The following is a 26,568-nucleotide window of genomic DNA, read 5'->3' as shown; positions in this document are numbered from 1 at the left end:
CCAGCAGAGGTGGGTCATGGGCACAAGGACGAAAACACTTAGCCAACTGGCCCTGACTGCGCGGGGCGGGGCGAATCCCGACATTACCGGACTGGCCGTTGACAGCCGTGAGGTGAAGGATGGCTATCTGTTCGCTGCGCTTCCCGGCACCCGCGTACATGGTGGAGAGTTCATACAATTCGCCCTGCGTATGGGGGCCGCTGCGATCCTGACGGATGCCGAAGGCGCTGAATTAGCGGCGGAGGAACTGGCCGCATCGGACGCTGCTTTGATCGTGGTTGAAGACCCCCGTCAAGCGCTGGCCGGATGTGCCGCGCTTTGGTTTGGGGCCCAGCCGCAGCACATCGTGGCTGTCACCGGGACAAACGGAAAAACGTCCGTGGCCACCTTTGTACGCCAGATTTGGATGGAGCTTGGACTGGCCGCCGTCAATCTTGGAACAACAGGGGTTGAGGGTGCGTGGACCGCACCGCTGGCGCATACCACGCCCGAGCCGATTACCTTGCACCGCTGTTTGGCCGAAGCTGCGGAAAACGGCGTGACCCATGCCGCGATGGAGGCGTCTTCGCACGGGCTCGAACAACGGCGTCTGGATGGCGTGCATCTGGCCGCTGCGGGCTTTTCGAATTTCACGCAGGATCACCTGGACTATCACGAAACCTTCGAGGCCTATTTCGCCGCCAAGGCGGGATTGTTCGATCGTGTGTTGCCACAGGACGGCACCGTGGTAATCAACATGAGCGACCCAAAAGGTGTCGAGGTTCGCAAAATTGCCGAAGCGCGGGGTCAAAGTGTATTGACTGTCGGGCTGGGCGATGCCGATCTGTGTCTGATCGGTCAGCGCTTTGACGCGACGGGGCAGGATTTGCGGTTCTCGTGGCAAGGGAAGGTACTCCAAACCCGTCTGAACCTGATCGGAGGGTTTCAGGCCGAGAATATCCTGCTGGCCTGCGGGTTGGTTATCGCTGCCGGGGAAGAGCCCGAGCGTGTGTTCGAAACCTTGCCGCACCTGACAACCGTTCGGGGCCGAATGCAGCTGGCTGCGACCCGTGACAACGGCGCGGCGGTATTTGTCGATTACGCCCATACGCCGGACGCGGTGGCAACGGCGCTCAAGGCGATGCGGCCGCATGTCATGGGTCGCTTGATCGCCATTGTCGGCGCGGGTGGGGATCGGGATGCCACCAAGCGCCCGCTGATGGGTAAGGCAGCCGCCGATCATGCGGATCTTGTCTTTGTCACCGACGACAACCCACGCAGCGAGGACCCGGCCACGATCCGCGCCGCTGTTCTGCTGGGTGCGCCGGAGGCCACCGAAGTGGGCGATAGGGCCGAAGCTATCCTGCGCGGCATTGACGCTCTGCAACCCGGTGACGCGCTGTTGATCGCCGGAAAAGGCCATGAGACTGGGCAAATCGTCGGTGATCAGGTGTTGCCGTTTGATGATGTGGAACAGGCCAGTATCAGTGTGGCCGCGCTGGACGGGAGGGTGGCATGACGCTTTGGACAGCAGCCGAGGCGGCCGAGGCCACCGGAGGGCGCGCCACGACCGATTGGATGGTAAATGGCGTATCGATCGACACCAGGACCATTCAGCCGGGCGACTTGTTCGTTGCTCTCAAAGCCGAGCGTGACGGGCATGATTTTGTGGCGCAGGCGTTGGAAAAAGGTGCGGGTGCTGCATTGGTGTCGCGCATTCCCGAAGGTGTTCCGAAAGACGCCCCGCTGTTGATAGTCGATGATGTTCAGACCGGGTTAGAGGCATTGGGGCAAGCAGGCCGCGCCCGAACTGACGCGCGCGTAGTGGGTGTTACCGGCAGCGTCGGAAAGACCTCGACCAAGGAAATGCTGGCGACCATATTGGAAAAGCAGGGAAAAACCCACGCCAGCGTGGCCAGCTATAACAACCATTGGGGCGTTCCTCTGACGCTGGCTCGAATGGGGCGCGACATTGAATTCGCCGTGATCGAGATCGGCATGAACCACCCCGGAGAGATTGCCCCGTTGGCGCGTCAGGCACGCCCGCATGTGGCGTTGGTGACGACAGTTGCGGCGGTCCATCTTGAGGCGTTCGATTCGGTTGCGGGTATCGCTCAGGAAAAAGCCGCGATCTTCGAAGGGCTCGAGCCCGGCGGAGTGGCCATCGTAAATGCAGATATCGAACACGCAGAAATTTTGCGTCAGATCGCGCAGGACTACGGGGCCGGTATCGTTGGTTTTGGCCGTAAGGCTGCAGATTACGCATTGAATGATGTCTCGCAAGGAGGCGACTCGGTGCGTGCGGAAGCTGCGGTTGGGGATGCCACCATCACCTATGACGTGCAATCGGCTGGAACGCATTTTGCCATGAATGCGTTGGGTGCATTGGCGGCCTGTGTTGAAATGGGTGTTGATCTTGATGAAGCCATCGCAGGTCTGCGCCAATGGTCTCCGGTCAAAGGGCGGGGCGTGCGCGAGGTGCTGCCGCTGGCGGCGGGCGGGCAGATTGAGCTGTTGGATGACAGTTATAATGCCAATCCTACTTCGATGGAGGCAGCGTTGGATGTGCTGGCTGCGGCCGAGGGCACACGCCGGGTCGCTTTTTTGGGTGATATGAAAGAGTTGGGCACGCAGGAAATCGCCATGCATTCCGGAATGGCGGATGTCGCGGCAATGGCGCAGGTCGATCAGGTTCACTGTATCGGTCCGTTGATGAAGGCTCTGCATGCAGCGCTGCCCGAGGGCAAGCGCGGGTTGTGGAGTGAAACAAGCACCGAAATGGCCGCGCATCTGCCGGATTTGATCCGGGCAGGCGATACGGTTCTGGCCAAAGGCTCGCTGAGCATGGCGCTGGCTCAGATTGTTGACGGTTTGCGGAAAATGGGGCAAGGGAGCGCGCTTGACCCATGACCTCCGCATGAGAAAGGTTTTGACATGCTCTATTGGTTGACCGCCCTGTCGGATGGGGGGGATTTCTTTAACCTCTTCCGCTATATCACCTTCCGTGCGGGCGGAGCCTTTCTGACCGCGTTGATCTTTGGCTTTATCTTCGGCAAGCCGCTGATCAACGTATTGCGCAGGAAACAGGGTAAAGGTCAGCCAATCCGAGACGACGGTCCTGAGGGGCATTTTTCCAAGGCTGGCACGCCAACCATGGGCGGGTTGCTGATCGTTGGTGCGCTGGTGACCTCAACGCTGGTCTGGGCGCGGTGGGACAATCCTTATGTCTGGATGGTGTTGTTTGTGACGCTGGCTTATGCGGCAATCGGTTTTGCAGATGACTATGCCAAGGTGTCCAAGCAGAACACTAAGGGTGTGTCTGGAAAGATGAGAATGGCGCTGGGGGTGATCATCGCGGTTCTGGCTTCGCTTTGGGCCACCCTGCATCATCCCGAGGCGCTGCAGAACCAGCTGGCCGTGCCGGTCTTCAAGGATACGCTGGTCAATTTGGGAGTTTTTTACATCCCCTTTGCAATTGTTGTGATTGTGGGGGCGGCCAACGCTGTGAACCTGACTGATGGCTTGGATGGCTTGGCAATCATGCCTGCGATGATTGCAGCCTCGACCTTGGGTGTAATTGCTTATGCGGTCGGGCGGGTCGACTTTACCGAATATCTGGACGTGCATTATGTGCCGGGTACGGGGGAGATTTTCATCTTTACCTCGGCACTGTTTGGCGCGGGGCTTGGGTTTCTGTGGTATAACGCTCCGCCTGCGGCCGTATTCATGGGCGATACCGGATCGCTGGCTTTGGGCGGCGCGCTTGGCGCGATTGCGGTGGCCACTAAGCACGAGCTGGTACTGGCCGTTGTCGGTGGGCTTTTCGTTGTGGAAGCGCTGAGTGTGATTATTCAGGTTTTGTACTTCAAACGCACCGGTCGCCGCGTGTTTCTGATGGCACCAATCCATCACCACTATGAGAAAAAGGGGTGGGCCGAGCCGACCATTGTGATCCGGTTCTGGATCATCTCGCTGATCCTGGCGATGATTGGTCTGGCGACTTTGAAAGTCCGGTAACGCTCCCGCCAGGTTCGGCGGACCTGCGGTCCACCTGCCACCTGTTGAGCCCGGCTCGCGCTGACGCGCGAGCCTTTTGTTGCCCTTGCCAATAGAGTTTTCTTCTGTGCAGTGTGACGGCCAATTGGACGTCAGAAGAAGGTGGGCGGCATGATCCCGGTCAAAGGGTTTTCAGGGCAAAAGGTTGCGGTTCTGGGGCTTGGCCGATCGGGTCTGGCCACGGCCCGTGCATTGCGGGCAGGTAAGGCTGAGCCTGTCTGTTGGGATGACAATCCCGCCGCTCGCGAAACAGCCGAGGCAGAAGGTTTCACTTGCGCCGATTTGCACCGCCACGGGGCGTTTGACGACATCGCGTCGCTGATCGTGTCGCCGGGAATTCCGCATCTCTATCCCGAACCGAACCCGATTGTGGCTGCTGCGCTGGACGCCGGAGTGCCGGTGGACAACGATATTGGGCTGTTCTTCCGATCCTTTGCCGGGTCGGAATGGAACAACTATGACACCCCGCCTCGCGTTATTGCGGTGACCGGGTCAAACGGGAAGTCAACCACTGCAGCATTGATTCATCACGTCCTGACCGAAGCCGGGCGCGAGGCACAGCTGGCAGGGAATATTGGGCGCGGGGTGCTGGATATTGATCCGGGTGGAGACGGGTCGGTGGTTGTGTTGGAGTTGTCCAGCTATCAGACCGATCTGGCCCGCGCATTGACGCCGGATGTGGCGGTGTTCACCAACCTCTCGCCTGATCATCTGGATCGGCATGGCGGGATGGGGGGCTATTTCGCAGCCAAACGCCGGTTATTTGCCGAGGGCGGACCGGATCGCGCAGTGATCGGTGTGGATGAAAACGAAGGCGCGTTTCTGGCGGGCCAGCTGTCCGAAGGGCCGACTGACGACCGGGTCATCCGTGTCTCGGTGGCGCGCAAACTGACCGGGCCGGGGTGGCAGGTCTTTGCACGCAAGGGGTTCTTGTCGGAGTACCGCAAGGGGCGGCAGGCTGGGTCAATCGACCTGCGTCAGATCAAGGGCCTGCCCGGCGTTCATAACCATCAGAACGCTTGTGCCGCCTATGCTGCCTGCCGCGCGTTGGGGCTGGCGCCGCGCGTAATTGAGGATGCGCTGCACAGCTATCCCGGCTTGCCGCATCGCAGCCAGATTATCGCCGAAGTGGACGGCGTGACCTATGTGAACGATTCCAAGGCCACTAATGTAGACAGCGCGCTGAAGGCGTTGAGCGCGTTTAAAAAGATCCGGTGGATTTGTGGGGGGCTGGAAAAAGAGGGTGGTCTTTCAGCGTTGAACGGCGCTGCGGATCAGGTGCTCAAGGCTTATGTGATCGGGCGCGAAGCTGCCAATTTCGCGCTTCAACTTGAAGCCGAGGCGCAGGTCTGCACCACAATGGCGGAAGCCGTGGCGCAGGCTATGTCAGATGCGCAACCGGGAGAGACGGTGCTGCTGGCCCCTGCAGCGGCAAGTTTCGATCAGTATAACAATTTTGAACAGCGGGGAGAGGACTTCGCTGAACAGGTTCGGCAGCGGTTGGCGGGATAGTCATTTGCAATAGACCGCCAGTTGGGCCAAGCTACAGTGCTATCAGCTTGACGCGCCGTGACAATTACGTTTGGCTCCGGGCAAATTCAACACGAGGTAATGACTATGCCATACCGTAAGTTTTCTCTGATCCTACCCGCCGTTTTGGTAGCTGGTGCCTGCACGAATGTTGGTGCCAATTATCAGCCGATTGTCGATGGCCCGATTGGCCCGAACTACAACGTGGATCTGCAGCAATGCCAACAGCTGGCTGCATCGCAAGCCAGCGTTGATGGCTCCACCGCCGGGAACGCCGCAATCGGCGCGGCAGGTGCGGCTGCGGTTACCGGGATCGTTCAGGACAGCAGCGACAATCTGGGTCGTGCAGCGGTCGCTGGCGCTCTGGTCGGTGCCGGTGCGGACGTGATCAACAAGAACCAGAATAAAGAAGTCATCGTGCGCAACTGTATGCGCGGACGTGGCTATAACGTCGTCGGCTAACGGGTTGCGATTGCAACTCCAGCAGCGTGGCCCGAGGACCACGCCCATTGGAAATTGTAGCCGCCCAGCCAACCAGTGACATCCACCGCTTCGCCAATCGCATAGAGGCCGGGGACATCCCTGGCCTCCATCGTTTTTGACGACAGATCATCAGTATCGATCCCGCCCAGGGTGACCTCGGCGGTGCGATAACCTTCGGTGCCCGAAGGGGTCAATGGCCAATTGGACAGGGCCGTAATCAAATCGGTCAGTGCCGCGTCGGATTGGTCGGCCAGGTTGCCCTGCATCGGAATATGCAGGCTTAGGTACTCCACCAGCCGCGTTGGCAAGTGGCGGGCAAGTTCAGTGGTCAGGGCCTTGCGGCCCCCGCTTTGCCGCTGATCGCGCAGCAGGTCGAAAAGGGGAAGATCGGGTATCAGGTTGACCCGGATCGCCTCACCCTCGCGCCAATAAGAAGACAATTGCAGCACCGATGGCCCGCTGAGGCCGCGATGGGTGAACAGCAGCGCCTCGTCAAAGCTGATGCGCTCGTTTGACAGGCGTGCCGGCAGGGACACGCCGGAAAGGTCCTTGAATTTCCCGTCCGAGAAGGTGAACGGCACCAATGCTGCGCGTGTGTCGGTGATCCGCAGACCGAACTGGCGGGCGATATCATAGGCCAAGCCGGTTGCACCCATCTTGGGGATCGACTTACCGCCCGTTGCCAGAACCAGATTGGTGCAAGTCAGGCTGAGGCGCTGCCCTTCGCGCTCGACCTCCAGCGCGAAACCGGCCTCGATCTTGCGCAAATCTTTCAACTCGGTACGCACCCACAGATTGGCCCCGGCGCGCTCCATCTCGGTCAACAGCATCTGAATGATCTGTTTCGAGGACCCGTCGCAGAACAATTGGCCAAGGGTTTTTTCATGCCACGCGATATCGTGGCGCCCGACCAGATCAACGAAATCCCATTGCGTGTATCGCGCCAAGGCCGACTTGCAGAAATGCGGGTTTTGCGACAGAAAATTGCCCGGCCCGGCGTACATGTTGGTGAAATTGCAACGCCCGCCACCTGAGATGCGAATTTTCTCTCCGGCCGCTTTGGCATGATCGATCACCAGAACGCGCCCACCGCAATGGATCGCGCACATCATACCGGCTGCACCGGCACCGAGGATGATCGTGTCATATGTCATGGGCTGCGCATGGCGTGGAATTGGAAGGAAGGCAAGAGCCAGCGCGGTTTCGGCGCACTGCAAAAGACTTCATGGGTCATTGCATCGTGAGGCGTTTTGGTCAGTAGAAATACAGATTGCAAGCTGCCCAACGCGCTGACATGCTGCCCTTTTGACGCGCGTTTTCAAAAAAGGATAAATCGATGCGATTTCCGGACTTTATTACTGCATTTCCCAAATTGGACGTGCCTTTCCCCGAGGATGTCGTGCAGACGGCGGTCATAAGATCTGACGCCGGCCTCGCGGCGTTTTTTACGTTTCTTCAGGATATGGAGCTTCCATTGCATTCACATGGGGCCCAATGGGGAACGGTCATCGAAGGTGAGGTCGAGCTGACTATCGGAGGAGTTACCAAAACCTACCGTCCCGGTGACAGCTATTCGATTCCGGCCGGGGTGGAACACGGTGGGCAGATCAAGGCCGGGACCCGTGTGATCGACGTGTTTGAAGAGCCGGATCGGTATCCAATCAAAGAGTGACGTAAATTCTGCGCTGTCCTGCGCGGGCATTATTCAGCCCCTTTGACACCGCGATGGGATTGGGGCCGTTTGTCCAATTGCTAAGGTCACCGCCACTGACGGGCCGTTTTCCGCATACCCGCTCATTCCGCTAGCCCAAACGCAAAAATGTCTGTAGACTCTCAATCAGATCCCGAAAACGGGGCGTGAACGAGGCAGTAAGTGGCGGTATCTCATGACTGAGATGGTGTATGGCGCGGTCCAGGACCAGCGCGGAGAACCGATTCTACCAAAGTGGTGGCGGACGATTGATCGCTGGACCATGTCCTGTGTGCTGATCCTGTTTGTCATTGGGCTGTTGCTGGGGCTGGCCTCGTCGCCGCCGTTGGCCGGGCGCAACGGGTTTGACCCGTTCCACTATGTCGAACGGCAGGCGATCTTTGGCGGGCTGGCTCTGGTTGCGATGCTGCTGACCTCGATGATGTCCCCGACACTGGTGCGGCGTCTGGCAGTGCTGGGCTTTCTTGCGTCGTTTGTGGCGCTGGCGTTTCTGCCGGTCTTTGGCACCGATTTCGGCAAGGGGGCGGTGCGTTGGTATTCGCTGGGCTTTGCCTCGATGCAGCCATCCGAGTTTCTTAAGCCCGGCTTTATTGTCGTGGCCGCATGGTTGCTGGCCGCGTCGCAGGAAATCAACGGTCCTCCGGGGCGGTTGTGGTCCTTTGCGCTGTGCATGGCCATCGTTGGCATGCTGGTGTTGCAACCTGATTTCGGTCAAGCCTGTCTGATCCTGTTTGGCTGGGGCGTGATGTATTTTGTGGCAGGGGCACCTATGCTGCTTCTGCTGGGTATGGCCGGGGCGGTCGTGCTTGGCGGTATGCTGGCCTATTCGAACTCGGAACACTTTGCCCGCCGCATCGACGGGTTCCTGAACCAAGAGGTCGATCCGACCACGCAGCTGGGCTATGCCACCAACGCCATTCGCGAAGGTGGATTGTTCGGTGTTGGCGTGGGCGAGGGGCAGGTGAAATGGTCGCTGCCCGATGCGCATACCGATTTTATCATCGCTGTCGCGGCTGAGGAATACGGCCTGATCCTGGTGCTGATCATCATCGCGCTCTATTCGATCATCGTTGTACGCTCGCTGCTGCGGTTGATGCGCGAGCGGGACATGTTCATCCGTCTGGCAGGCACCGGTCTGGCCTGCATGTTCGGTGTGCAGGCGATGATCAATATGGGCGTTGCGGTGCGGCTGTTGCCCGCCAAAGGCATGACGCTGCCGTTTGTCAGTTATGGTGGTTCATCCCTGATTGCGGGCGGCATCGCGGTTGGCATGTTGTTGGCCTTCACCCGCACCCGCCCACAGGGCGAGCTTGGCGATATACTGCGCGGACGAGGTTAATGAACAAACCCTACCTTCTGATTGCAGCTGGCGGCACCGGGGGGCACATGTTCCCGGCACAAGCGCTGGCTGAGGCGATGCTGCAAAAAGGTTGGCGCGTGCGCCTGTCTACCGATACGCGCGGCGCACGGTATACCAGTGGCTTCCCGCACTCGACCGAAATTGTCGAGGCGTCCTCGGCCACTTTCGCGCGTGGTGGTTTGGCCGCAAAGGCGCTGGTCGGACCCAAGATTGCGGGTGGCGTGACCAGCATGTCATTGCAGATGATGCGCGACCGGCCGGATGTGGTTGTGGGATTTGGCGGTTACCCCTCGATCCCGGCGCTCGGCGCGGCGACGATGTTGAAAATCCCGCGCATGATCCATGAACAGAACGGTATTCTGGGACGGGTAAACCAGTTGTTTGCGACCCGCGTGTCTCAGGTAGCTTGCGGTATTTGGCCCACGAATCTGCCCGAGGGGGCAAAGGGCATCCATACTGGCAATCCGGTTCGGGCCGCCGTTCTTGAACGCGCGGCGGCGGGTTACATTCCGCCCGGAGATTACCCGATGTCGATCCTGGTGATGGGGGGATCGCAGGGCGCGCGCATCCTCAGCGATGTGGTGCCCGGCGCGATTGCAGCTTTGCCCGAATTGCTGCGCGGCCAAATCCGCGTTGCCCATCAGGCACGTGACGAAGATGGCGAACGGGTCACGGCGTTCTACGCCGACCATGGAATCCGTGCCGAGGTCAAACCGTTTTTTCACGACGTTCCCCGCCGCATGTCGGATGCACAGTTGGTTATCTCGCGCTCGGGGGCGTCAAGCGTTGCCGATATTTCGGTCATCGGGCGACCCTCGATCCTGATCCCGTTTGCGGCTGCCGCTGGCGACCACCAGACCGCCAATGCGCGCGGGCTGGTACAGGCGGGTGGGGCGATCATGATTCCTGAAAACGCCCTTGACGTTTCCTCGCTGACCGAGCAAATCACCGCAGTTCTGACTAACCCTGAAGCCGCGCAAAAAATGGCCCATGCCGCCCTTTCGACCGGAGCTCCGGACGCAACCGAGCGTCTGACGGCCCTTGTCGAGCAACTGGCGCAGAAGGAGACCGCATGAATCCTGCAACCAAACTGCCGCAAGATGTAGGGCCGATCCATTTCGTAGGGATCGGCGGGATCGGGATGTCGGGCATTGCCGAGGTGCTGCTGAACCTTGGCTACCGGGTGCAGGGGTCGGACCTGAAGGCCTCGAAAATCACTGACCGTCTGGCCAGCTTGGGGGGCGAGATTTTTGTCGGCCAACGCGCCGAGAACCTGGAAAACGCCGCCGTAGTAGTGGTGTCGACCGCGATCAAACCGGGCAACCCGGAATTGGACGGTGCCCGCGCGCGCGGACTGCCGGTTGTACGCCGGGCTGACATGCTGGCCGAATTGATGCGCCTGAAGTCCAACATCGCGATTGCCGGAACCCACGGCAAAACAACCACCACCACCATGATGGCCGAGTTGATGGTGGCCGGTGATTTCGACCCGACGGTGATCAATGGTGGGATCATCCACGCCTATGGCTCCAACGCGCGGATGGGACAGGGCGAATGGATGGTGGTCGAGGCCGACGAATCCGACGGCTCGTTCAACCGTCTACCTGCGACCATTGCCATTGTTACCAATATCGACCCCGAGCATATGGAACACTGGGGCGACTTCGACAAATTGCGCGACGGTTTCTACGAGTTCGTGTCGAACTTGCCTTTCTACGGTCTGGCCGTGTGCTGCACCGATCATGCCGAGGTGCAGACGCTGGTTGGCCGCATCACTGACCGGCGCGTGCGGACCTATGGCTTCAATGCGCAGGCCGATGTACGTGCAGTTAACCTGACTTACAAAGGCGGCATCGCGCATTTCGACATCCACCTGCAATACGAAGACACGGTGATCGAAGGCTGTACCTTGCCGATGCCCGGTGATCACAATGTCTCGAATGCCTTGTCTGCGGCGGCAGTGGCCCGGCACCTGGGCATGAAGACCTCGGAAATTCGTGATGCGCTGGCCAATTTCGGTGGCGTGAACCGCCGCTTTACCAAGGTGGGTGAGGTTGATGGGGTCACCATCATTGACGATTACGGCCATCACCCTGTGGAAATTGCTGCTGTGCTGAAAGCTGCCCGTCAGGCCACCGAGGGACGGGTCATCGCCGTGCATCAGCCGCACCGGTATTCCCGCCTGTCCAACCTGTTTGATGATTTCTGCACGTGTTTCAACGACGCCGATGTCGTTGCCATCGCTGACATATTTGCCGCCGGAGAGGACCCGATCAAGGGTGCATCCCGCGATGATCTTGTGCAGGGCCTGATCCGCCACGGCCATCGACACGCCCGCGCATTGCTGGACGAGGGCGATCTTGAACGTCTGGTTCGCGAACAGGCGCGTCCCGGAGATATGGTCGTCTGCCTGGGGGCTGGTACGATCAGTGCCTGGGCCAACGGATTGCCCGCTCGATTGCAGCAAAAACAGGTGGTCTGAGGCAATGGACTCTCGCCTATTGCAACTATAAAGTGTGACGTCGCAATCGCAGACGGGATGTCCTCGGAGGGGCATATGGCATATTCGGTAATGTTTGCAGCCTTGTGGGTCGTGGCCTCGACGATTGTGGCCATGTTGCCGATGCGTCTGCAGTTCCCGCCTGGAGTTGTGTTATTCATCTCTGCGCCTGCTCTGATTGTCTGGCTGGGCCATGACTATGGCTGGGTGTTTGGGCTGTTGGCTAGCGCTGCCTTTGTATCCCTGTTCCGCAATCCCATCCGGTTTTACTGGCGCCGTTGGACCGGTGCGGAGGTTCAGAAATGAACTTGTCCATCGCCCTTGCCGCGCTTTGGGGAATTGCTGCGAATGTGTTGGCGATGATCCCCAGCAAAGACAATCACTGGACCCGCGCCTATATCCTGATTGCGGTGGGGATTCCGATTTTGGGATACGTGACGCTTCAGAACGGACCGTGGATCGGGTTGATTGTAATGGCAGCAGGCATGTCGGTGCTGCGCTGGCCGGTGATTTATCTGGGGCGTTGGGTGCGACGGCTTGTTGGACACTGACATGATCGAATACGTCTTTTACACTCTCGCATTCTTTCTGCCCCTGTTTTTGATTTGGATAGCCTCACACATTCTTATTATTAAAGGGAAGTTCAGAGGACCGATCTATCTTCTATTATTTTTGTTTGTTTCGTTTGCCGTGTGGTATTGGACCCCTGTTAGCGCGTACGCCAGTCAGAGCGCCGAGGGGTTCGTTGTGCTATTTTCAGTCGCTTATACCTCGAGCGTGATCGTCCAATTCGTGCCAGGTCTTACCCTTGGAATTTTGACTGGTGGATTGCACCGGATTTTGCTCAGGAAGTTGAAGTCTGATGCCAGTATTGCGCCCGTGTAATAACCCAAGAGGTTAAAATGCTGTGCTCCAAAGAAACGCTTGGTTGAGGACAGCTGAACCATTTTGACCAAACCTTCAGATGAGGACACGGATTGGAGATAATTGAAGTAGTAGCCGCTGTCGTGTTGGCGATGGCGCTTCCGGTATTTTTGTCCGGGCTGGCATCCCACAATCTTGTTAAACGGGGTCGTTTTCGTGGGCCCGTCTATCTTTTGTTGTTTCTTGTCTTGTCCAGTGCCTATGGGTTTCTGGCTTCGGACAACGTAGGATTGCTAGAGCCGATGTGGTGGCGGGCCGAAGACTTCTATAATCTTTTCGTTATGTTCACAGCCTTTCCTTTGGGAACCGGGTTGGTTTTGGGATTCAGTACAGGTTTGCGTAGCCGACAGCGGTCAAAGCGTATGCAAAACTTAGTCCAGATAGATGACAAGCGAACAGAATCGAACTACCAGAGAGCCATGGTTCAAACACTTCCTGCGCCTCGTGGCAAACTCACTGAAAACCGACCTTTGAATGATTTAACCTGGCTTCGGGTCGGTGGGCCTGCGGATTATTTATTCCAGCCTGCAGATATCGAAGACCTTCAGCACTTCCTGCGCGACTTGCCTGCTGAGGTTCCCGTCTTCCCAATGGGTGTTGGTTCGAACCTGATTGTTCGGGATGGCGGGTTGCGCGCGGTGGTGATCCGGCTTGGGCGCGGGTTCAACGGTATTTCGGTCGATGGCAACACCGTCACCGCTGGCGCGGCAGCGCTGGATGCGCATGTGGCGCGCAAGGCGGCGGATGCGGGTGTGGACCTGACGTTTCTGCGCACCATTCCCGGCTCGATCGGGGGGGCTGTGCGGATGAATGCGGGATGCTATGGCAGCTACACAGCGGATGTGCTGCGCAAGGCCACCATCGTCACGCGACAGGGTGAGGTTCTGGACCTGAGCCCAGAGGATCTGAACTTTCGCTACCGTCAGTCCGATCTGCCCGACGGGGCGGTATTGGTTTCCGCTACATTCGAGGGTCCGTTAGGTGATCCCGCTGAATTGCACGCTCGCATGGCGGTGCAACTGCAAAAGCGCGACGAGACCCAACCCATCAAAGACCGCAGTGCCGGTTCGACCTTTCGCAACCCGGCGGGCTTTTCGTCCACGGGTCGCGCTGATGACGTGCATGACCTCAAGGCCTGGAAAGTCATCGACGATGCCGGTATGCGCGGGGCATCGCGGGGCGGGGCGCAAATGAGCCCAAAGCATTCGAATTTCCTGATCAATACCGGCTCTGCCACGGCTTCTGACTTGGAAGGTCTGGGCGAAGAGGTGCGAAAAAAGGTTTACGAAACAAGCGGCATCACGCTAGAGTGGGAAATCATGCGGGTCGGTGATCCGCTGAAAGAATAAAGCCCCAACCGTCAGACCATAACAGGCAAATTCAGGCGACGGATCAAAGGCATAACGCAGTACGGACCACTACATAAGGTCCTGGGACATTGAGGCGCTAAGTGGGTAAGTCGAGCAGGACAAGCCCCAAAGTGGCGGTATTGATGGGTGGCCCCTCGGCGGAACGCGAGGTGTCTCTCAGCTCTGGGCGCGAATGCGCAGCCGCCCTGCGGGGAGAAGGCTTTGAAGTAGTAGAGCTGGACGCAGGTCCAGACCTTTACGCGCGCCTTTTAGACATCAAACCAGATGTGGTTTTCAACGCCCTGCATGGCCGCTGGGGTGAGGATGGTTGCGTGCAGGGTCTGCTGGAGTGGATGCGGATTCCGTACACGCATTCCGGCGTGCTGGCTTCGGCGCTGGCGATGGACAAGCAACGCAGCAAAGAGGTGTATCAGGCCGTAGGTCTGCCCGTAGTACCCAGCGTGATCGTGCCCAAGGTCGAGGTGATCGAGGTTCATGTGATGGAACCTCCTTATGTCGCCAAGCCAAATAACGAAGGCTCCAGCGTCGGCATTTATATCGTGCATGAAGGATCGAACGGCCCTCCGCAGCTGTCTGAGGATATGCCGGAATTCGTGATGGTTGAGAAATACATCGCGGGTCGCGAATTGACGGTGACCGTGATGGGCGACCGCGCCCTGACCGTGACCGAGATCATGACCGATGGTGGTTGGTACGACTATGACGCCAAATACAAGCCAGGCGGGTCCTGGCATGTGCTGCCAGCCGAAATCCCGCAGGACATCTTTGACCGCTGTCTGGATTACGCATTGCGCGCCCATGATGCGTTGGGGTGCAAGGGGGTAAGCCGCACTGACTTTCGTTGGGATGACGGCATGGGGGCTGACGGGCTTTTCCTGCTGGAAACCAACACGCAACCCGGGATGACACCAACGTCGCTTGTGCCAGAACAGGCCGAGCATTTCGGCATGAGCTTTGGCCAGCTTTGCGCGTGGATGGTGGAGGACGCCTCATGCGACCGCTAAGGGCCACTCGTGCGCCGGTGATCCACCGATCAAAGCCGCTGGCCGGACCGGATGCAGATTTTGGCTCGGGCGCGCGGTCCGAGTCGGAGCCAAAGTTGCGGCTGAGTGGGGTCAAGCTGTTCGGTCGCAAATCGCAACGGTTTGATCCGGCTCCGTCGCGGCTGAATTACCGATTGCAGCGTTGGATGCTGACGCCGGGTGTGCGCCGGGGTTTGCGGGTTGGCTTGCCCATATTCGCGCTCTGCGCTGCGGCCGGGATCTATTTCGGCTCGGCCGAGCGGCGCGAGGCTGTGGTGGCCTATGTGGCCGACATCAAGACCTCGATCCAGCAGCGGCCTGAATTCATGGTCAATCTGATGGCGATTGATGGCGCGGGCACCAATCTGTCTGAAGACATCCGCGAAGTGGTGCCGTTGGACTTCCCGATAAGCTCCTGGGATCTGGATGTCGAACAGATCCGCGACACGATCACCGGGCTGGACCCGGTCAAATCCGCCTCGGTCCGGGTGCGCCCTGGTGGTATCTTGCAAGTGGATGTTGAAGAGCGTCAGCCCGTCATCGTCTGGCGCACGCGCCGCGGGATCGAACTGTTGGATGAAACCGGCGCGCATGTGGAACGCATCGCTTCGCGTAAGGAACACACCAACCTGCCGCTGATCGCAGGCAAGGGTGCGGATGCCCATGTGGCCGAGGCGTTGCAACTGGTGACCACCGCCCGCAGCTTGGGTGGCCGGGTTCGCGGTCTGGTGCGGATTGGCGAGCGACGTTGGGATCTGGTTCTGGACCGCGGCCAACGCATCATGTTGCCAACCGAACGCCCGGTGCGCGCGTTGGAACGTGTGCTTGCCGTGAACGAAGTGCAGGACCTGTTGGAGCGTGACGTGGCCGTGGTGGACATGCGGCTTGGGCAGCGCCCGACAATAAGAATGACCAAAGCTGCCAGCGAAGACTGGTGGAATACAAAAGTGACAGTGGGTAACGGGCAGTAACGAACATGATGACCGATCTTTATCAGTCCCAACGGGCCATGCGGCAGATGCGCAGGCAGGCGATGCAACGCGGTGTTGTCGCCATTCTGGATGTTGGCAGTTCCAAGATTGCCTGCCTTGTGCTGCGCTTCGATGGCGCAAACCGCTTGAGCGAAGATAACAGCATCGGGTCCCTGGCCGGTCAGACCGGATTTCGGGTGATTGGCGCTGCGACCACGCGGTCGCGTGGTGTGCAGTTTGGTGAAGTCACTGCCATGCAGGAAACCGAACGCGCCATCCGTACCGCGTTGCAGGCGGCGCAGAAGATGGCTGATATCCGGGTGGATCACGTAATCGCCTGTTTTTCGGGCGCGAACCCGCGTTCTTATGGTCTGGACGCTCAGGTTGATCTGGAAGGTCAGGTTGTGTCCGAGGCCGAGGTTGGCCGTGTTTTGAACGCTTGCGACGTGCCCGATTACGGGGCGGGGCGCGAAGTGTTGCATGCCCAGCCGGTGAATTTTGCCTTAGATAACCGCTCGGGGCTGATCGATCCGCGCGGGCAGATGGGCCAAAGCCTTGCGGTCGACATGCACATGTTGACCGTCGATGCCGTCGCGATCCAGAACATCGTGCGCTGCATCAAACGCTGCGATCTGGAACTGGCGGGGATCGCGAACTCGGCCTACGTGTCTGGCGTCTCGGCCCTGGTCGAGGACGAACAAGAGTTGGGTGCCGCCTGTATCGATATGGGTGGCGGTACAACCAGCGTGTCGATTTTCATGAAAAAACACATGATCTATGCCGATTGCGTGCGTATGGGCGGCGACCACGTGACCGCCGATATCTCGATGGGACTGGGTGTTCCGGCGGCTGTGGCCGAACGGATCAAGACCTTTGACGGAGGTGTCCACGCGACTGGCGCTGACGACCGCGACCTGATCGATATTGGTGGTGATACCGGTGATTGGGAACACGACCGCCGCACCGTCAGTCGGGCCGAGTTGATCGGTATCATGCGCCCGCGTGTCGAAGAGATTCTGGAAGAAGTGCGCGTGCGTCTGGATGCAGCCGGGTTCGAACATATGCCCAGCCAGCAGATCGTTTTGACAGGCGGCGGCAGTCAGATCATGGGGTTGGATGGCCTCGCGACCCGCATTCTGGGCCAGCGAGTGCGTTTGGGTCGACCCTTGCGTGTTCACGGTCTGCCGCAATCGGCGACAGGCCCGGGGTTTTCGTCAGCGGTGGGGCTTAGCCTGTTCGCTGCGCATCCGCAGGACGAATGGTGGGATTTCGAAATTCCGGTCGATACCTATGCCGCGCGACCTTTCAAGCGCGCCATGCGCTGGTTCCGTGACAATTGGTAAAGCGGTCGGCGTTGCGGCGCTGGTCGTTGCATCCCCGCTTACCGCACACGCCCAGACACGGATACCGCCTGAGGCATTTCTGGCTGCTGTCCAGGGTAAAACCGTTACGTTTTACGACTATCCCAGCGGCCTTCTGGTGGGGACCGAGGAATTTCTCAGCCCCAAAATGTCTGTCTGGCGGATGGAGGGGCGGGGTTGTGTCTATGGGCAGATCACTACACCCAATGGTCAGATCTGCTTTTTGTACGATGATGACCCGGATGACGTGCCGGTATGCTGGTGGACCTTTCAGCACGAAGGCCGCCTTATGGTGCGACTTGCCAACTTCAACCGACGCGAAATTCAAGAGGTGCGCAGCATTACCGAAGACGGTTTGAATTGCCCAAGTACCCCAATTAGCTAAAGAAATGGGTTGCAGCCAGCGGCCTTATCCCGCAAGATATCCACAAGGCCCGTCAGAGGCCCTGCGGCAGGACCTGAGCAGTTTTCCGCATCTTAAAAATCAGTGAATCCCTCAAGTGGCGTGCATGTTGACTGCGGCGCGTGTGTCGCTTGCTTTGTGGTGGATTGAGTTCAATCCGCAACATCTGGCAATGAATGCAAAATACCGCTGACGACTGCCTTATTTCCTCCATATTTTGTGGGATTCGGCGATTTTTGGCGTGACCTTTGCTGTTTGGACCGGTAGGATTGTAAGCGGATAGGTAAGAAAAACACCGCTTTGGCGGGTCAATAAAACAGGCGGACAGAGCATGACATTGAATCTTTCGATGCCCGGGCACGACGAACTGAAGCCTCGGATTACAGTATTTGGCGTTGGTGGCGCGGGCGGCAACGCTGTCAACAACATGATTGAGAAACAGCTGGACGGCGTTGATTTTGTCGTCGCCAACACTGATGCGCAGGCGCTGCAGCAAAGCCAGTCTTCGGCGCGGGTGCAATTGGGCGTGAAAGTGACCGAAGGTCTGGGGGCAGGGGCCCGTCCGACCGTGGGCGCTGCGGCGGCCGAAGAAAGCATCGAGCAGATCGTCGACCATCTGGCTGGCGCACATATGTGCTTTATTACGGCTGGTATGGGCGGTGGCACCGGTACGGGTGCGGCGCCGATCATCGCGCAGGCCGCGCGGGAGCTTGGCGTTCTCACTGTTGGCGTTGTCACCAAACCCTTCCAGTTTGAAGGCGCCAAGCGGATGCGTCAGGCCGAAGACGGCGTTGAGGCGCTGCAAAAGGTTGTCGACACGCTGATTATCATTCCGAACCAGAACCTGTTCCGCCTGGCCAACGAAAAGACCACGTTCACCGAGGCATTCTCGATGGCGGATGACGTTCTGTATCAGGGCGTTAAAGGTGTGACTGATCTGATGGTCCGTCCGGGTCTGATCAACCTCGACTTTGCTGATGTTCGTGCCGTGATGGACGAGATGGGCAAGGCGATGATGGGCACTGGTGAGGCCACCGGTGAAGATCGCGCGGTTCAGGCGGCTGAGAAGGCGATTGCCAACCCGCTGCTGGACGAAATCAGCCTCAAGGGTGCCAAGGGCGTGCTGATCAACATCACCGGCTCGCACGACCTGACCCTGTTCGAGTTGGACGAAGCGGCCAACCGCATTCGTGAGGAAGTTGACCCCGAGGCCAACATCATCGTCGGTTCGACCCTGGATACCGTGATGGAAGGCGGTATGCGTGTGTCGGTTGTGGCCACTGGTATCGACGCCAGCGAAAAGCCCGTCGACGTTCCGGTTGCGCGTCGCTCGATGTCCGAGCCGCTGACCCGTACCGTTTCTGCGGAAGAGGCGCAGCAGGATGAGACCCCCGCTGCTGTGGCCGAAGTGGCGGAGCCCGCGCCCCAGCTAGAAGTGAACCGTGAACCTTCGCTGTTCGAAACCGCCGAGGAACCGGCGCAGCCGCAGGTGGAGCGTGACGATGACGGTCTGCCACCCCCTGCCTATCAGCCCCGCGTGGCTGAGTTCGAGCCGACACCTGAACCGGTTGAACCCGCGGCGGAAAGCTTTGTAGCACCGCAGCCACAGCACTCCGCAGGCACACCGTCGCCCGAAGCGCTGCAACGTTTGCAGGCCGCTGTACAAAATGTCCCGGCCTCTGAACGTGGGTATGCGGCGCCGCGCCCACAGGCACCGCAACCGGACCCCGCACCGCAGGCTGAAGGGCAGGATCGTTCCCGGTTCGGCTTTAACCGCCTGATCGACCGGATGACCGGCCACGCCGCCGATACGCCGGCACAGCCGGTGCGCCAGCAGCCCCCGATGCGCCAAGCTGACGCTACGGCACCTGCGCATGATGAGGCCGACCCCGATCAGGATCGGATCGAAATTCCCGCCTTCTTGCGTCGTCAGGCCAACTGATCACGGTAACAAATTAACGACTTAGGGTCGCCTTTTGGCGACCCTTTTCTTTTGAAATACACGGCTTTAACTGTATGTAAGCAGGCTTTTGCCGATCTGTTACATTCATGTTTCATTCAGTTACAAAGAGTGAGTTGAGCCTTGACGCTTGCTTCCTTAGGTGAGTGTCCAACACGGACCGAAAAGGCCGGACACCACTCACCGAGGTTCACCTTGCAACATACGCTCAAATCTCCGATCACGTTTACAGGCGTCGGGCTGCACAGCGGCAAGCCTGCGACGATGGTCCTGAAACCGGCAGCCGCCGGTCACGGCATCTGGTTCAAACGGACGGATATCGAGCTGGGCAATGCGCTGATCCCCGCGATCTATGACGTGGTCGAGCGGACGCCGCTTTGCACCCGTCTGGTGAACGATGCAAATGTTTCGGTGTCGACCGTCGAACATATCATGGCCGCGCTCGCCGGATGCGGCGTGCATAACGCGCTGATCGAGATTGACGGACCCGAAGTTCCGATCATGGATGGGTCGTCGATTGATTTCGTGCGCGGTATCATGGCCAAGGGTGTACGTCGTCAGGCCAGCCCCGTTCTTGCGTTCGAAGTTCTCAAGCCCGTCACAGCTACGCGCGAAGGCGCCAGCGCTTCAATCGCGCCTGCGGATGGGTTGATCATCGATTTCCACATTGATTTCGAAGACGGCGCAATTGGCAATCAGACCAAAACGCTGGACATGCGTAACGGCTCGTTCGCGCGTGAGCTTAGCGATTGCCGCACATTCTGCCGCCGCACAGACGTTGAAGCGATGCGCGAAAACGGCCTGGCCTTGGGCGGGACGCTGGAAAACGCTGTCGTTGTACAGGGTGACGAAGTTCTGACCCCTGGCGGTTTCCGCCATGCGGATGAGGCTGTTCGCCACAAGATGCTGGATGCTCTGGGCGACCTTTACCTGGCGGGAGGCCCGATTCTGGGTCACTTCACTGGCGACAAATCCGGCCACGCGATGACCAACACGCTGCTGCGCAAGCTGTTTGAAACACCTGGTGCGGTGCGTCCGGTCCTGTGTACCCCCGAACAGGCCGCGCGTCTGCCGGGCCAGGGCCTTGTTTGGGACGAAATCCCCGAAGTCGCCTGATTGGATCAACTCTGCCGACAATTCCGCTAGTGAGTGTACTAAGGCGTTTTGCCCCGGAATTATCTATGCTAGACCAAAGGCCAATCAGGGGCGTGCCCCGATAAGCAATACGACGAGGATAGGCGGAATGGTTGGCACCAAAGCGGCAGTCAGGCTCGCAGGCGCGATTCTTCTGACAGCAGTTTTGACGGCATGCGGCGGAAAAGGCGCAGACCGCAATCAGAACCTGGAAGGCTTTACGCCAGAACAGATTTACACACGCGGCGAGTTTGAGCTGTCGCAGAATCGCTCGGATGATGCGGCGTGGTACTTCTCGGAAGTTGAGCGTTTGTATCCCTATTCGGATTGGGCCAAGCGCGCGCTGATCATGCAGGCGTTCTCGTTCCACACGGACAAGAACTATGAAGAAAGCCGGGCGGCGGCGCAGCGCTATATCGACTTTTATCCAACAGACGAAGATGCAGCCTATGCGCAGTATCTTTTGGCGCTGAGCTACTATGACCAGATTGACGAGGTTGGCCGCGACCAAGGGCTGACTTTTCAGGCGCTGCAATCTCTGCGCACAGTGATCGAGGTTTATCCTGATAGCGAATATGCCACGTCGGCGGTTCTGAAATTCGATCTGGCCTTCGACCATCTTGCTGGTAAGGAAATGGAGATCGGGCGCTATTATCTGCGTCAGGATCACTATACCGCTGCAATCAACCGATTCCGTGTCGTGGTCGAAGATTTCCAGACCACAACCCACACAGCTGAGGCGCTGTATCGTCTGATCGAAGCCTATCTGTCGCTGGGCTTGGTGGATGAGGCGCAGTCAGCCGGTGCTATCTTGGGTTACAACTATCAATCGTCGGAATGGTACGATGCGGGCTATGCATTGCTGACCTCGCGTGGGTTGGAATTGAAGAGCCGTGGAAACAATTGGCTAAGCACCATCTACCGTCAGACCATCAAAGGTGAGTGGTTGTAATCGTCATGGCTAAAGGCGTGGGACGCTAAGACCCGATGCTGCGCGCCCTTGATATCCGCGACATGCTGATCATTGACCGGCTGGAATTGACGTTTCAGCCGGGTTTGAACGCATTGACCGGTGAAACCGGGGCGGGCAAGTCGATCTTGCTGGATTCGCTGGGTTTCGTGCTGGGCTGGCGAGGGCGGGCTGAATTGGTTCGGCAAGGCGTCGCGCAGGGGGAGGTTGTAGCCGAGTTTGAGTTGCCAGATGGCCACCCCGCCCATGCGATTCTGGCCGAGGCAGGCTTGCCTGGTGGTGAGGAACTGATCCTGCGCCGGGTTAATACAGCCGAGGGACGCAAGACCGCTTGGGTCAATGACCGGCGCTGTTCCGGTGAGGTACTGCGCGCCCTGTCCGAGACGTTGATCGAACTGCACGGCCAGCATGATGATCGCGGGTTGCTGAACCCGCGCGGGCATAGGGCAATGCTGGATGACTATGCGGGGGTAGAGGACCTTCTGGCAGCTGTGCGTGCGGCGTGGATGGATATGTCCCGCGCGCGTAAGGATTTGGCCGAGACCGAGGCGACGCTGGCCGCCATGCGCGCCGAGGAGGAGTTTCTGCGCCACGCCGTTGCCGAGTTGGACAAGCTGGACCCTCAGCCCGGTGAGGATGCTGAATTGGATGCCCGTCGGCGCATGATGCAAGGGGCTGAACGCATTCGCGATGACGTTGCCCGTGCTTTTGACCTGTTGGGCGCAGATGGGGCCGAGGTGGCGATGTCTGACGCGGTGCGGTGGTTGGAAGGCGTGTCCGACAATGCGGGCGGGCAGCTTGAGGCCCCGATAGCCGCATTGGGGCGCGCCTTGATCGAATTGGGTGAAGCGCAGGACGGGGTGAGCGCCTGCCTTCAAGCTTTGGATTTTAACCCGGCTGAGCTTGAAGCCGCAGAAGAACGTCTTTTCGCCATCCGAGCGTTGGCCCGTAAGCATGATGTGGTGCCTGACGATTTGGGGGTTTTTGCCGACACGCTGCGTGATCGACTGACCCGGCTGGATGCAGGTGACGCCGACTTGGCGGATCGGCGTGCTGCGGTTGCGGCTGCACAGGAAACCTATGACAACGCCGCCGCCGCACTTAGCGCCGCGCGCCAACAGGCGGCCGGACAATTGGATGCGGCCGTGATGGCCGAGCTTGCACCGTTGAAGATGGAGCGTGCGGTATTTCAAACCGAAATCACGGGCGCCGATCCCGGACCTGAGGGGGTGGATGCGGTGGCCTTTACCGTTGCCACCAATCCCGGCGCTCCGTCTGGCCCACTGAATAAGATCGCTTCGGGCGGGGAACTCAGCCGGTTTTTGCTGGCGCTCAAAGTGTGTCTGACCGGCGACGATAGCGCCCGCACTATGATCTTTGATGAAATCGACCGGGGTGTCGGTGGGGCGACTGCTGATGCGGTGGGTCGCCGTCTGGCATCTTTGGCACAGGGGGGGCAGGTTCTGGTCGTGACCCACTCGCCGCAGGTTGCCGCCCGCGCGGCGCATCATTGGCGGGTTCAAAAACAGGTAACTGGCGGGCAGACATTGTCCACCGTTATTCCGCTGGCCGAACCAGACCGTGTGGATGAAATCGCCCGGATGGTCGCAGGGGACACCATCACGGACGAGGCGCGCGCCGCCGCCCGCGCATTGTTGGACGCCTGAGTTAAATTTGCCGCTTTCCGGTTTTCAAACCGTCGCGATCCTACTTTTATAAGGGGGCTCCGTGGCTTACTAAGGAATATACCTTGATCCCCGAGTGCCAATGACCCAAACGACCCGCACCGTTCTGCGCAACCAGCTCAATCAGGCTCTGGCCGCGATGAAGGATGCATGGCGGGTTATGTTGCGACGTGGGCCTAGCCAGATTCAGTTCTGGTTCATTGCGTTGGCAATTGGGATTGCGGCAGGGTTTATGGCCCTTGGGTTCCGCAAGGCGATCCGGTCGCTGCAGGCCTATGTCTACGACACAGACGATATCCTGTTGCTGCACAGCCATGCTGAGAAATTGCCGTGGTTCCTGATCCTGATTACGCCGATCATCGGCGGTCTTATTGTTGGTGTCATCCTGCACAGATTCACCGATGACGGGCGCGTACGCTCGGTCGCAGACGTGATCGAGGGTTCGGCGCTGACCAATGGCCGGGTCGAGGGCAAGGCGGGGATCGCCTCGTTCTTTGCCTCGCTGATCACGCTCAGCACTGGCGGGTCAACCGGGCGGGAAGGCCCGGTGGTGCATATGGCCGGGGTAATCTCGACCTGGGTCAGTGACCGTATCCACGCGGATGGCATCACCGGCCGCGATCTGTTGGGCTGCGCTGTGGCGGCGGCGGTTTCAGCCAGTTTTAACTCACCCATCGCTGGGGCGCTATTCGCGCTTGAGGTGGTGCTACGCCACTTTGCTGTGCACGCCTTTGCACCCATTGTTATCGCCTCGGTCGCGGGTACGGTGATCAACCGGCTGGAATACGGAGATGTAACCGAGTTCGTTCTGGAAACCCCGGGCTCGCTGCAATTCTATGTGGAGCTGCCAGCCTTTTTGATCCTTGGGCTGATCTGCGGGCTGGTGTCGTTGCTGTTGATGCGCTCGATCTTCTTTGCCGAGGACATCGGCACTCACGTTCAAAATCGCCTGTCGCTGCCACGTTGGCTGCGCCCCGCCGTGTCCGGTGCGATGCTGGGACTGCTAGCGATCTGGTTTCCGCATATCATCGGGGTCGGATATGAAACGACAATCCGTGCCCTGACTGGCGATCTGACCCTGACTGTCGCGATCTTGTTTGCCGTGATAAAAACAGTTGCTTTGGCGATCACCATGGGGGGACGCATGGGCGGTGGTGTGTTTTCTCCTTCGCTGATGGTTGGCGCTCTGACCGGATTGGCCTTTGGGTTAATCGCCACCGGGCTGTTGCCGGATGTGTCCGGGACCCATACGCTCTATGCCTTTGCGGGCATGGGTGCCGTGGCCGCCGCAGTGCTGGGTGCGCCGATTTCCACCACGATGATCGTTTTTGAGCTGACCGGAGATTGGCAGATCGGAATTGCGGTGATGGTCTCGGTTTCGATGTCGACAGCCTTGGCCTCGCGTCTTGTGGACCGGTCGTTCTTCCTGACTCAGCTGGAGCGCCGCGATGTTCATCTGGCCGCAGGACCACAGGCCTATTTGTTGGCGATGTTGCGCACCGGGGCGGTGATGCGCCCGATTGGGGACCCGCGCTCGATCACCAAAGAAAAGGCACAGGAGTTGATAGAGCAGGGGCTATGCGTACAGGCCAGTGCCACGCTTGAGGCGGCGATGCCCTATTTCGACCACGACGACATCCCTTGCATCCCGGTTGTGGTGATTGACGACGAGGGTAACGAATCCCCGGTTGGTGCGCTCTTTCATATCGACGCGCTCAAGGCCTATAACCGGGCGCTGGCCGCCACGGCGGCCGAGGAACATTCCTAACCGTCGTAGACCGTTGCCGCGTCGCCCAGATAATTGTCCCATGCAAACCAGTAAGAGATATGTCCAGCCACACGCGGCAAGCGAGTTCCGTCTGGTCCGATCAACGCCTCTTCGGTCATGGTCCATTTCTGTCCGGTCTGATCCACCAGGCCGCCGTTGGACGCGGTGAACCGGTGCGAGCTGCGTTCATACGCCCGTACCGCGCGCTTGTCGGGATTGCCGATCAGAACCAGCGGCCGGTTGGCAATCGCGTCATTGATCACGCGCGTCTTGCTAAACGCATCCAAAGGCCAGGCCCGCGCCGCACCGAACTGGCGGATAGCGAAGATATAGTCTTTCTGCCGATGTTCGGATTGGTCAACCAGTGCTGGAAACATCAGTTCGGGCGAGGCGAAATACTCACGATAGACCACGCCGGAGCCATAGTTGCGCCGATGGCCGGTATTCTGAGACAGGACGCGCGTGCCAGGGTGTGAGGACTTCCAGCTTTCCCATGTGGTGATCACTACCGGGCGCTGCTGGAGCGTGATTCCACTGCCGACCAGCGGGCCCACAACCGGCTTTCCGGTGTATTGGTTCCACAGCGAATGCGTCTCGCGATCAAACATCAGCTTGTTGGAACGGTACAGGAAACCAGATGATCCAAAGACAAACGGTTTCCGCCGTCCCGCCACTTGTGTTTCGAACAAGATACCCGACCCGCACAGCGTGCAATAAGCCAGCGCTACGGGGACGCCACCGATCACCTCGTTGAACATCTCGTGCCACCCCATGATCCGCAGCGGATAGGCGCGCTCATCCCCATTGATCGAGACGCCAAAGACCAGATCGTCGTCTTTCATGTAGCTGGCTTTTGAGGCCGAGATCAGTGCCGGATTGTCGAGCGACGGGATGCCGTCCTTGCTAACGCCGCCCCAGGTGATTTCCTCTAGCCGGATCTTCATCTTGTCGCGCTGCAGGTATTTTGGGCGCAAGAAGTCGTCAAAATTCGGGTCAATCCCCAGAAGAACCTCACGCTTGAACGGAATCAACGAAGAGTGCGGGACCACCTGCGGGTTCTTTTCCTGCCACAACATCCAATCGAACCAGTCAGTGCCAAGGTTCTGACCGGTCAGGGTCTGCATCACTTCGGCGATTTCGTCGGTACGTCGCCCTCCGTAACGCATTCCGGTCAGCAGGGCCGGGACTACATCCGGGTTGCCACGCTGCACCAGAAAGGCCATGCCCTGTTTGAATTCAGAACTGCTGCCGTACAAGGTGGACCTCACGGCCTCAAGCACGGGGTCTTGCTGTGCTGAAAGTGCGTTGGGCAATGCGGCTGCGGCCAGCATACCAGTGAAACTGCGGCGCGTGATCGACATGGCATCCTCCGATGGTGTCC

Annotated in this window: 23 protein-coding genes; 21 read left to right on the top strand and 2 right to left on the bottom strand. The window is 59.1% G+C overall.

Going from position 1 to position 26,568, the window contains the following annotated elements:
* The first annotated feature begins 16 nt into the window (after positions 1-16).
* The 5 genes from ACR0AJ_RS03840 (at position 17) to ACR0AJ_RS03820 (ending at position 6,027) form a co-directional block, all read left to right on the top strand.
* Positions 17-1,498: a UDP-N-acetylmuramoyl-L-alanyl-D-glutamate--2,6-diaminopimelate ligase gene (locus tag ACR0AJ_RS03840; RefSeq protein WP_170548053.1), complete on the top strand. Its 1,482-nt coding sequence runs from the start codon at positions 17-19 to the stop codon at positions 1,496-1,498.
* The gene (locus ACR0AJ_RS03835; RefSeq protein ID WP_480740128.1) at positions 1,495-2,889 is read left to right on the top strand and encodes a UDP-N-acetylmuramoyl-tripeptide--D-alanyl-D-alanine ligase; all 1,395 of its coding nucleotides are present in this window, start codon (positions 1,495-1,497) and stop codon (positions 2,887-2,889) included. Before ACR0AJ_RS03840 ends, ACR0AJ_RS03835 begins: the two co-directional genes overlap by 4 nt.
* Positions 2,890-2,913: 24 nt before the next feature.
* Complete coding sequence (gene mraY, locus ACR0AJ_RS03830) at positions 2,914-3,996, top strand: phospho-N-acetylmuramoyl-pentapeptide-transferase (protein ID WP_170348033.1); 1,083 nt, start codon at positions 2,914-2,916, stop codon at positions 3,994-3,996.
* Between the two features lie 150 nt (positions 3,997-4,146).
* Entirely contained in the window at positions 4,147-5,547 is a 1,401-nt protein-coding gene (murD, locus tag ACR0AJ_RS03825; RefSeq protein ID WP_480740127.1) for a UDP-N-acetylmuramoyl-L-alanine--D-glutamate ligase, read from the top strand.
* 105 nt (positions 5,548-5,652) lie between these two features.
* A complete protein-coding gene (locus ACR0AJ_RS03820) occupies positions 5,653-6,027 on the top strand; it encodes a glycine zipper family protein (protein WP_254428516.1) in 375 nt (124 codons plus the stop codon).
* Here the strand turns inward: ACR0AJ_RS03820 and ACR0AJ_RS03815 are convergent.
* Positions 6,024-7,202 (bottom strand): BaiN/RdsA family NAD(P)/FAD-dependent oxidoreductase, encoded by a 1,179-nt coding sequence (locus ACR0AJ_RS03815; RefSeq protein ID WP_170577362.1) that lies wholly within the window; start codon positions 7,200-7,202, stop codon positions 6,024-6,026. The two genes, ACR0AJ_RS03820 and ACR0AJ_RS03815, sit on opposite strands and share 4 nt — an antisense overlap.
* A gap of 182 nt (positions 7,203-7,384) precedes the next feature.
* On the opposite strand from ACR0AJ_RS03815, the gene ACR0AJ_RS03810 reads away from it, so the two are divergent.
* The 16 genes from ACR0AJ_RS03810 (at position 7,385) to ACR0AJ_RS03735 (ending at position 25,187) form a co-directional block, all read left to right on the top strand.
* Positions 7,385-7,720: a cupin domain-containing protein gene (locus ACR0AJ_RS03810; RefSeq protein ID WP_170374536.1), complete on the top strand. Its 336-nt coding sequence runs from the start codon at positions 7,385-7,387 to the stop codon at positions 7,718-7,720.
* Between the two features lie 214 nt (positions 7,721-7,934).
* Positions 7,935-9,098, top strand: a complete 1,164-nt coding sequence (gene ftsW / locus ACR0AJ_RS03805; RefSeq protein WP_170348041.1) for a putative lipid II flippase FtsW — start codon at positions 7,935-7,937, stop codon at positions 9,096-9,098.
* Entirely contained in the window at positions 9,098-10,195 is a 1,098-nt protein-coding gene (locus ACR0AJ_RS03800) for a UDP-N-acetylglucosamine--N-acetylmuramyl-(pentapeptide) pyrophosphoryl-undecaprenol N-acetylglucosamine transferase (RefSeq protein WP_480646119.1), read from the top strand. Before ftsW ends, ACR0AJ_RS03800 begins: the two co-directional genes overlap by 1 nt.
* The gene (gene murC / locus ACR0AJ_RS03795; protein WP_170348043.1) at positions 10,192-11,601 is read left to right on the top strand and encodes a UDP-N-acetylmuramate--L-alanine ligase; all 1,410 of its coding nucleotides are present in this window, start codon (positions 10,192-10,194) and stop codon (positions 11,599-11,601) included. Before ACR0AJ_RS03800 ends, murC begins: the two co-directional genes overlap by 4 nt.
* A 75-nt stretch (positions 11,602-11,676) precedes the next feature.
* A complete protein-coding gene (locus ACR0AJ_RS03790) occupies positions 11,677-11,925 on the top strand; it encodes a DUF2484 family protein (protein ID WP_170348044.1) in 249 nt (82 codons plus the stop codon).
* Positions 11,922-12,170, top strand: coding sequence for a DUF2484 family protein (locus tag ACR0AJ_RS03785; RefSeq protein WP_170348045.1), 249 nt, complete (start codon positions 11,922-11,924; stop codon positions 12,168-12,170). Before ACR0AJ_RS03790 ends, ACR0AJ_RS03785 begins: the two co-directional genes overlap by 4 nt.
* 792 nt (positions 12,171-12,962) lie before the next feature.
* A complete protein-coding gene (murB, locus tag ACR0AJ_RS03780) occupies positions 12,963-13,892 on the top strand; it encodes a UDP-N-acetylmuramate dehydrogenase (RefSeq protein WP_480740124.1) in 930 nt (309 codons plus the stop codon).
* 101 nt (positions 13,893-13,993) lie between these two features.
* Positions 13,994-14,917 (top strand): D-alanine--D-alanine ligase, encoded by a 924-nt coding sequence (locus ACR0AJ_RS03775; RefSeq protein WP_480704063.1) that lies wholly within the window; start codon positions 13,994-13,996, stop codon positions 14,915-14,917.
* Positions 14,905-15,906, top strand: a complete 1,002-nt coding sequence (locus tag ACR0AJ_RS03770) for a cell division protein FtsQ/DivIB (RefSeq protein WP_170532759.1) — start codon at positions 14,905-14,907, stop codon at positions 15,904-15,906. The genes ACR0AJ_RS03775 and ACR0AJ_RS03770 overlap by 13 nt, the downstream gene beginning before the upstream one ends.
* An 8-nt stretch (positions 15,907-15,914) precedes the next feature.
* A complete protein-coding gene (gene ftsA / locus ACR0AJ_RS03765; RefSeq protein WP_480740303.1) occupies positions 15,915-17,249 on the top strand; it encodes a cell division protein FtsA in 1,335 nt (444 codons plus the stop codon).
* Positions 17,236-17,652, top strand: coding sequence for a hypothetical protein (locus tag ACR0AJ_RS03760; RefSeq protein WP_480740122.1), 417 nt, complete (start codon positions 17,236-17,238; stop codon positions 17,650-17,652). Before ftsA ends, ACR0AJ_RS03760 begins: the two co-directional genes overlap by 14 nt.
* A gap of 349 nt (positions 17,653-18,001) precedes the next feature.
* Positions 18,002-19,612 (top strand): cell division protein FtsZ, encoded by a 1,611-nt coding sequence (gene ftsZ, locus ACR0AJ_RS03755; protein ID WP_170348050.1) that lies wholly within the window; start codon positions 18,002-18,004, stop codon positions 19,610-19,612.
* 213 nt (positions 19,613-19,825) lie between these two features.
* The gene (gene lpxC, locus ACR0AJ_RS03750) at positions 19,826-20,746 is read left to right on the top strand and encodes a UDP-3-O-acyl-N-acetylglucosamine deacetylase (RefSeq protein ID WP_170348052.1); all 921 of its coding nucleotides are present in this window, start codon (positions 19,826-19,828) and stop codon (positions 20,744-20,746) included.
* Positions 20,747-20,873: 127 nt separating this feature from the next.
* A complete protein-coding gene (locus tag ACR0AJ_RS03745; RefSeq protein WP_170348054.1) occupies positions 20,874-21,716 on the top strand; it encodes an outer membrane protein assembly factor BamD in 843 nt (280 codons plus the stop codon).
* Positions 21,717-21,751: 35 nt separating this feature from the next.
* Positions 21,752-23,401, top strand: a complete 1,650-nt coding sequence (gene recN / locus ACR0AJ_RS03740; RefSeq protein WP_480646126.1) for a DNA repair protein RecN — start codon at positions 21,752-21,754, stop codon at positions 23,399-23,401.
* A gap of 100 nt (positions 23,402-23,501) precedes the next feature.
* Positions 23,502-25,187 carry a chloride channel protein gene (locus ACR0AJ_RS03735; protein WP_170360248.1) on the top strand — a complete coding sequence of 562 codons (1,686 nt, stop codon included), beginning with the start codon at positions 23,502-23,504 and terminating at the stop codon, positions 25,185-25,187.
* Here ACR0AJ_RS03735 and ACR0AJ_RS03730 read toward each other — a convergent pair.
* Positions 25,184-26,548: a DUF3179 domain-containing protein gene (locus ACR0AJ_RS03730; protein WP_170348058.1), complete on the bottom strand. Its 1,365-nt coding sequence runs from the start codon at positions 26,546-26,548 to the stop codon at positions 25,184-25,186. The two genes, ACR0AJ_RS03735 and ACR0AJ_RS03730, sit on opposite strands and share 4 nt — an antisense overlap.
* Positions 26,549-26,568: the final 20 nt, after the last annotated feature.

Source organism: Ruegeria sp. CJ9 (assembly GCF_056536625.1).
This window is presented reverse-complemented; position numbering and strand designations above follow the sequence as displayed.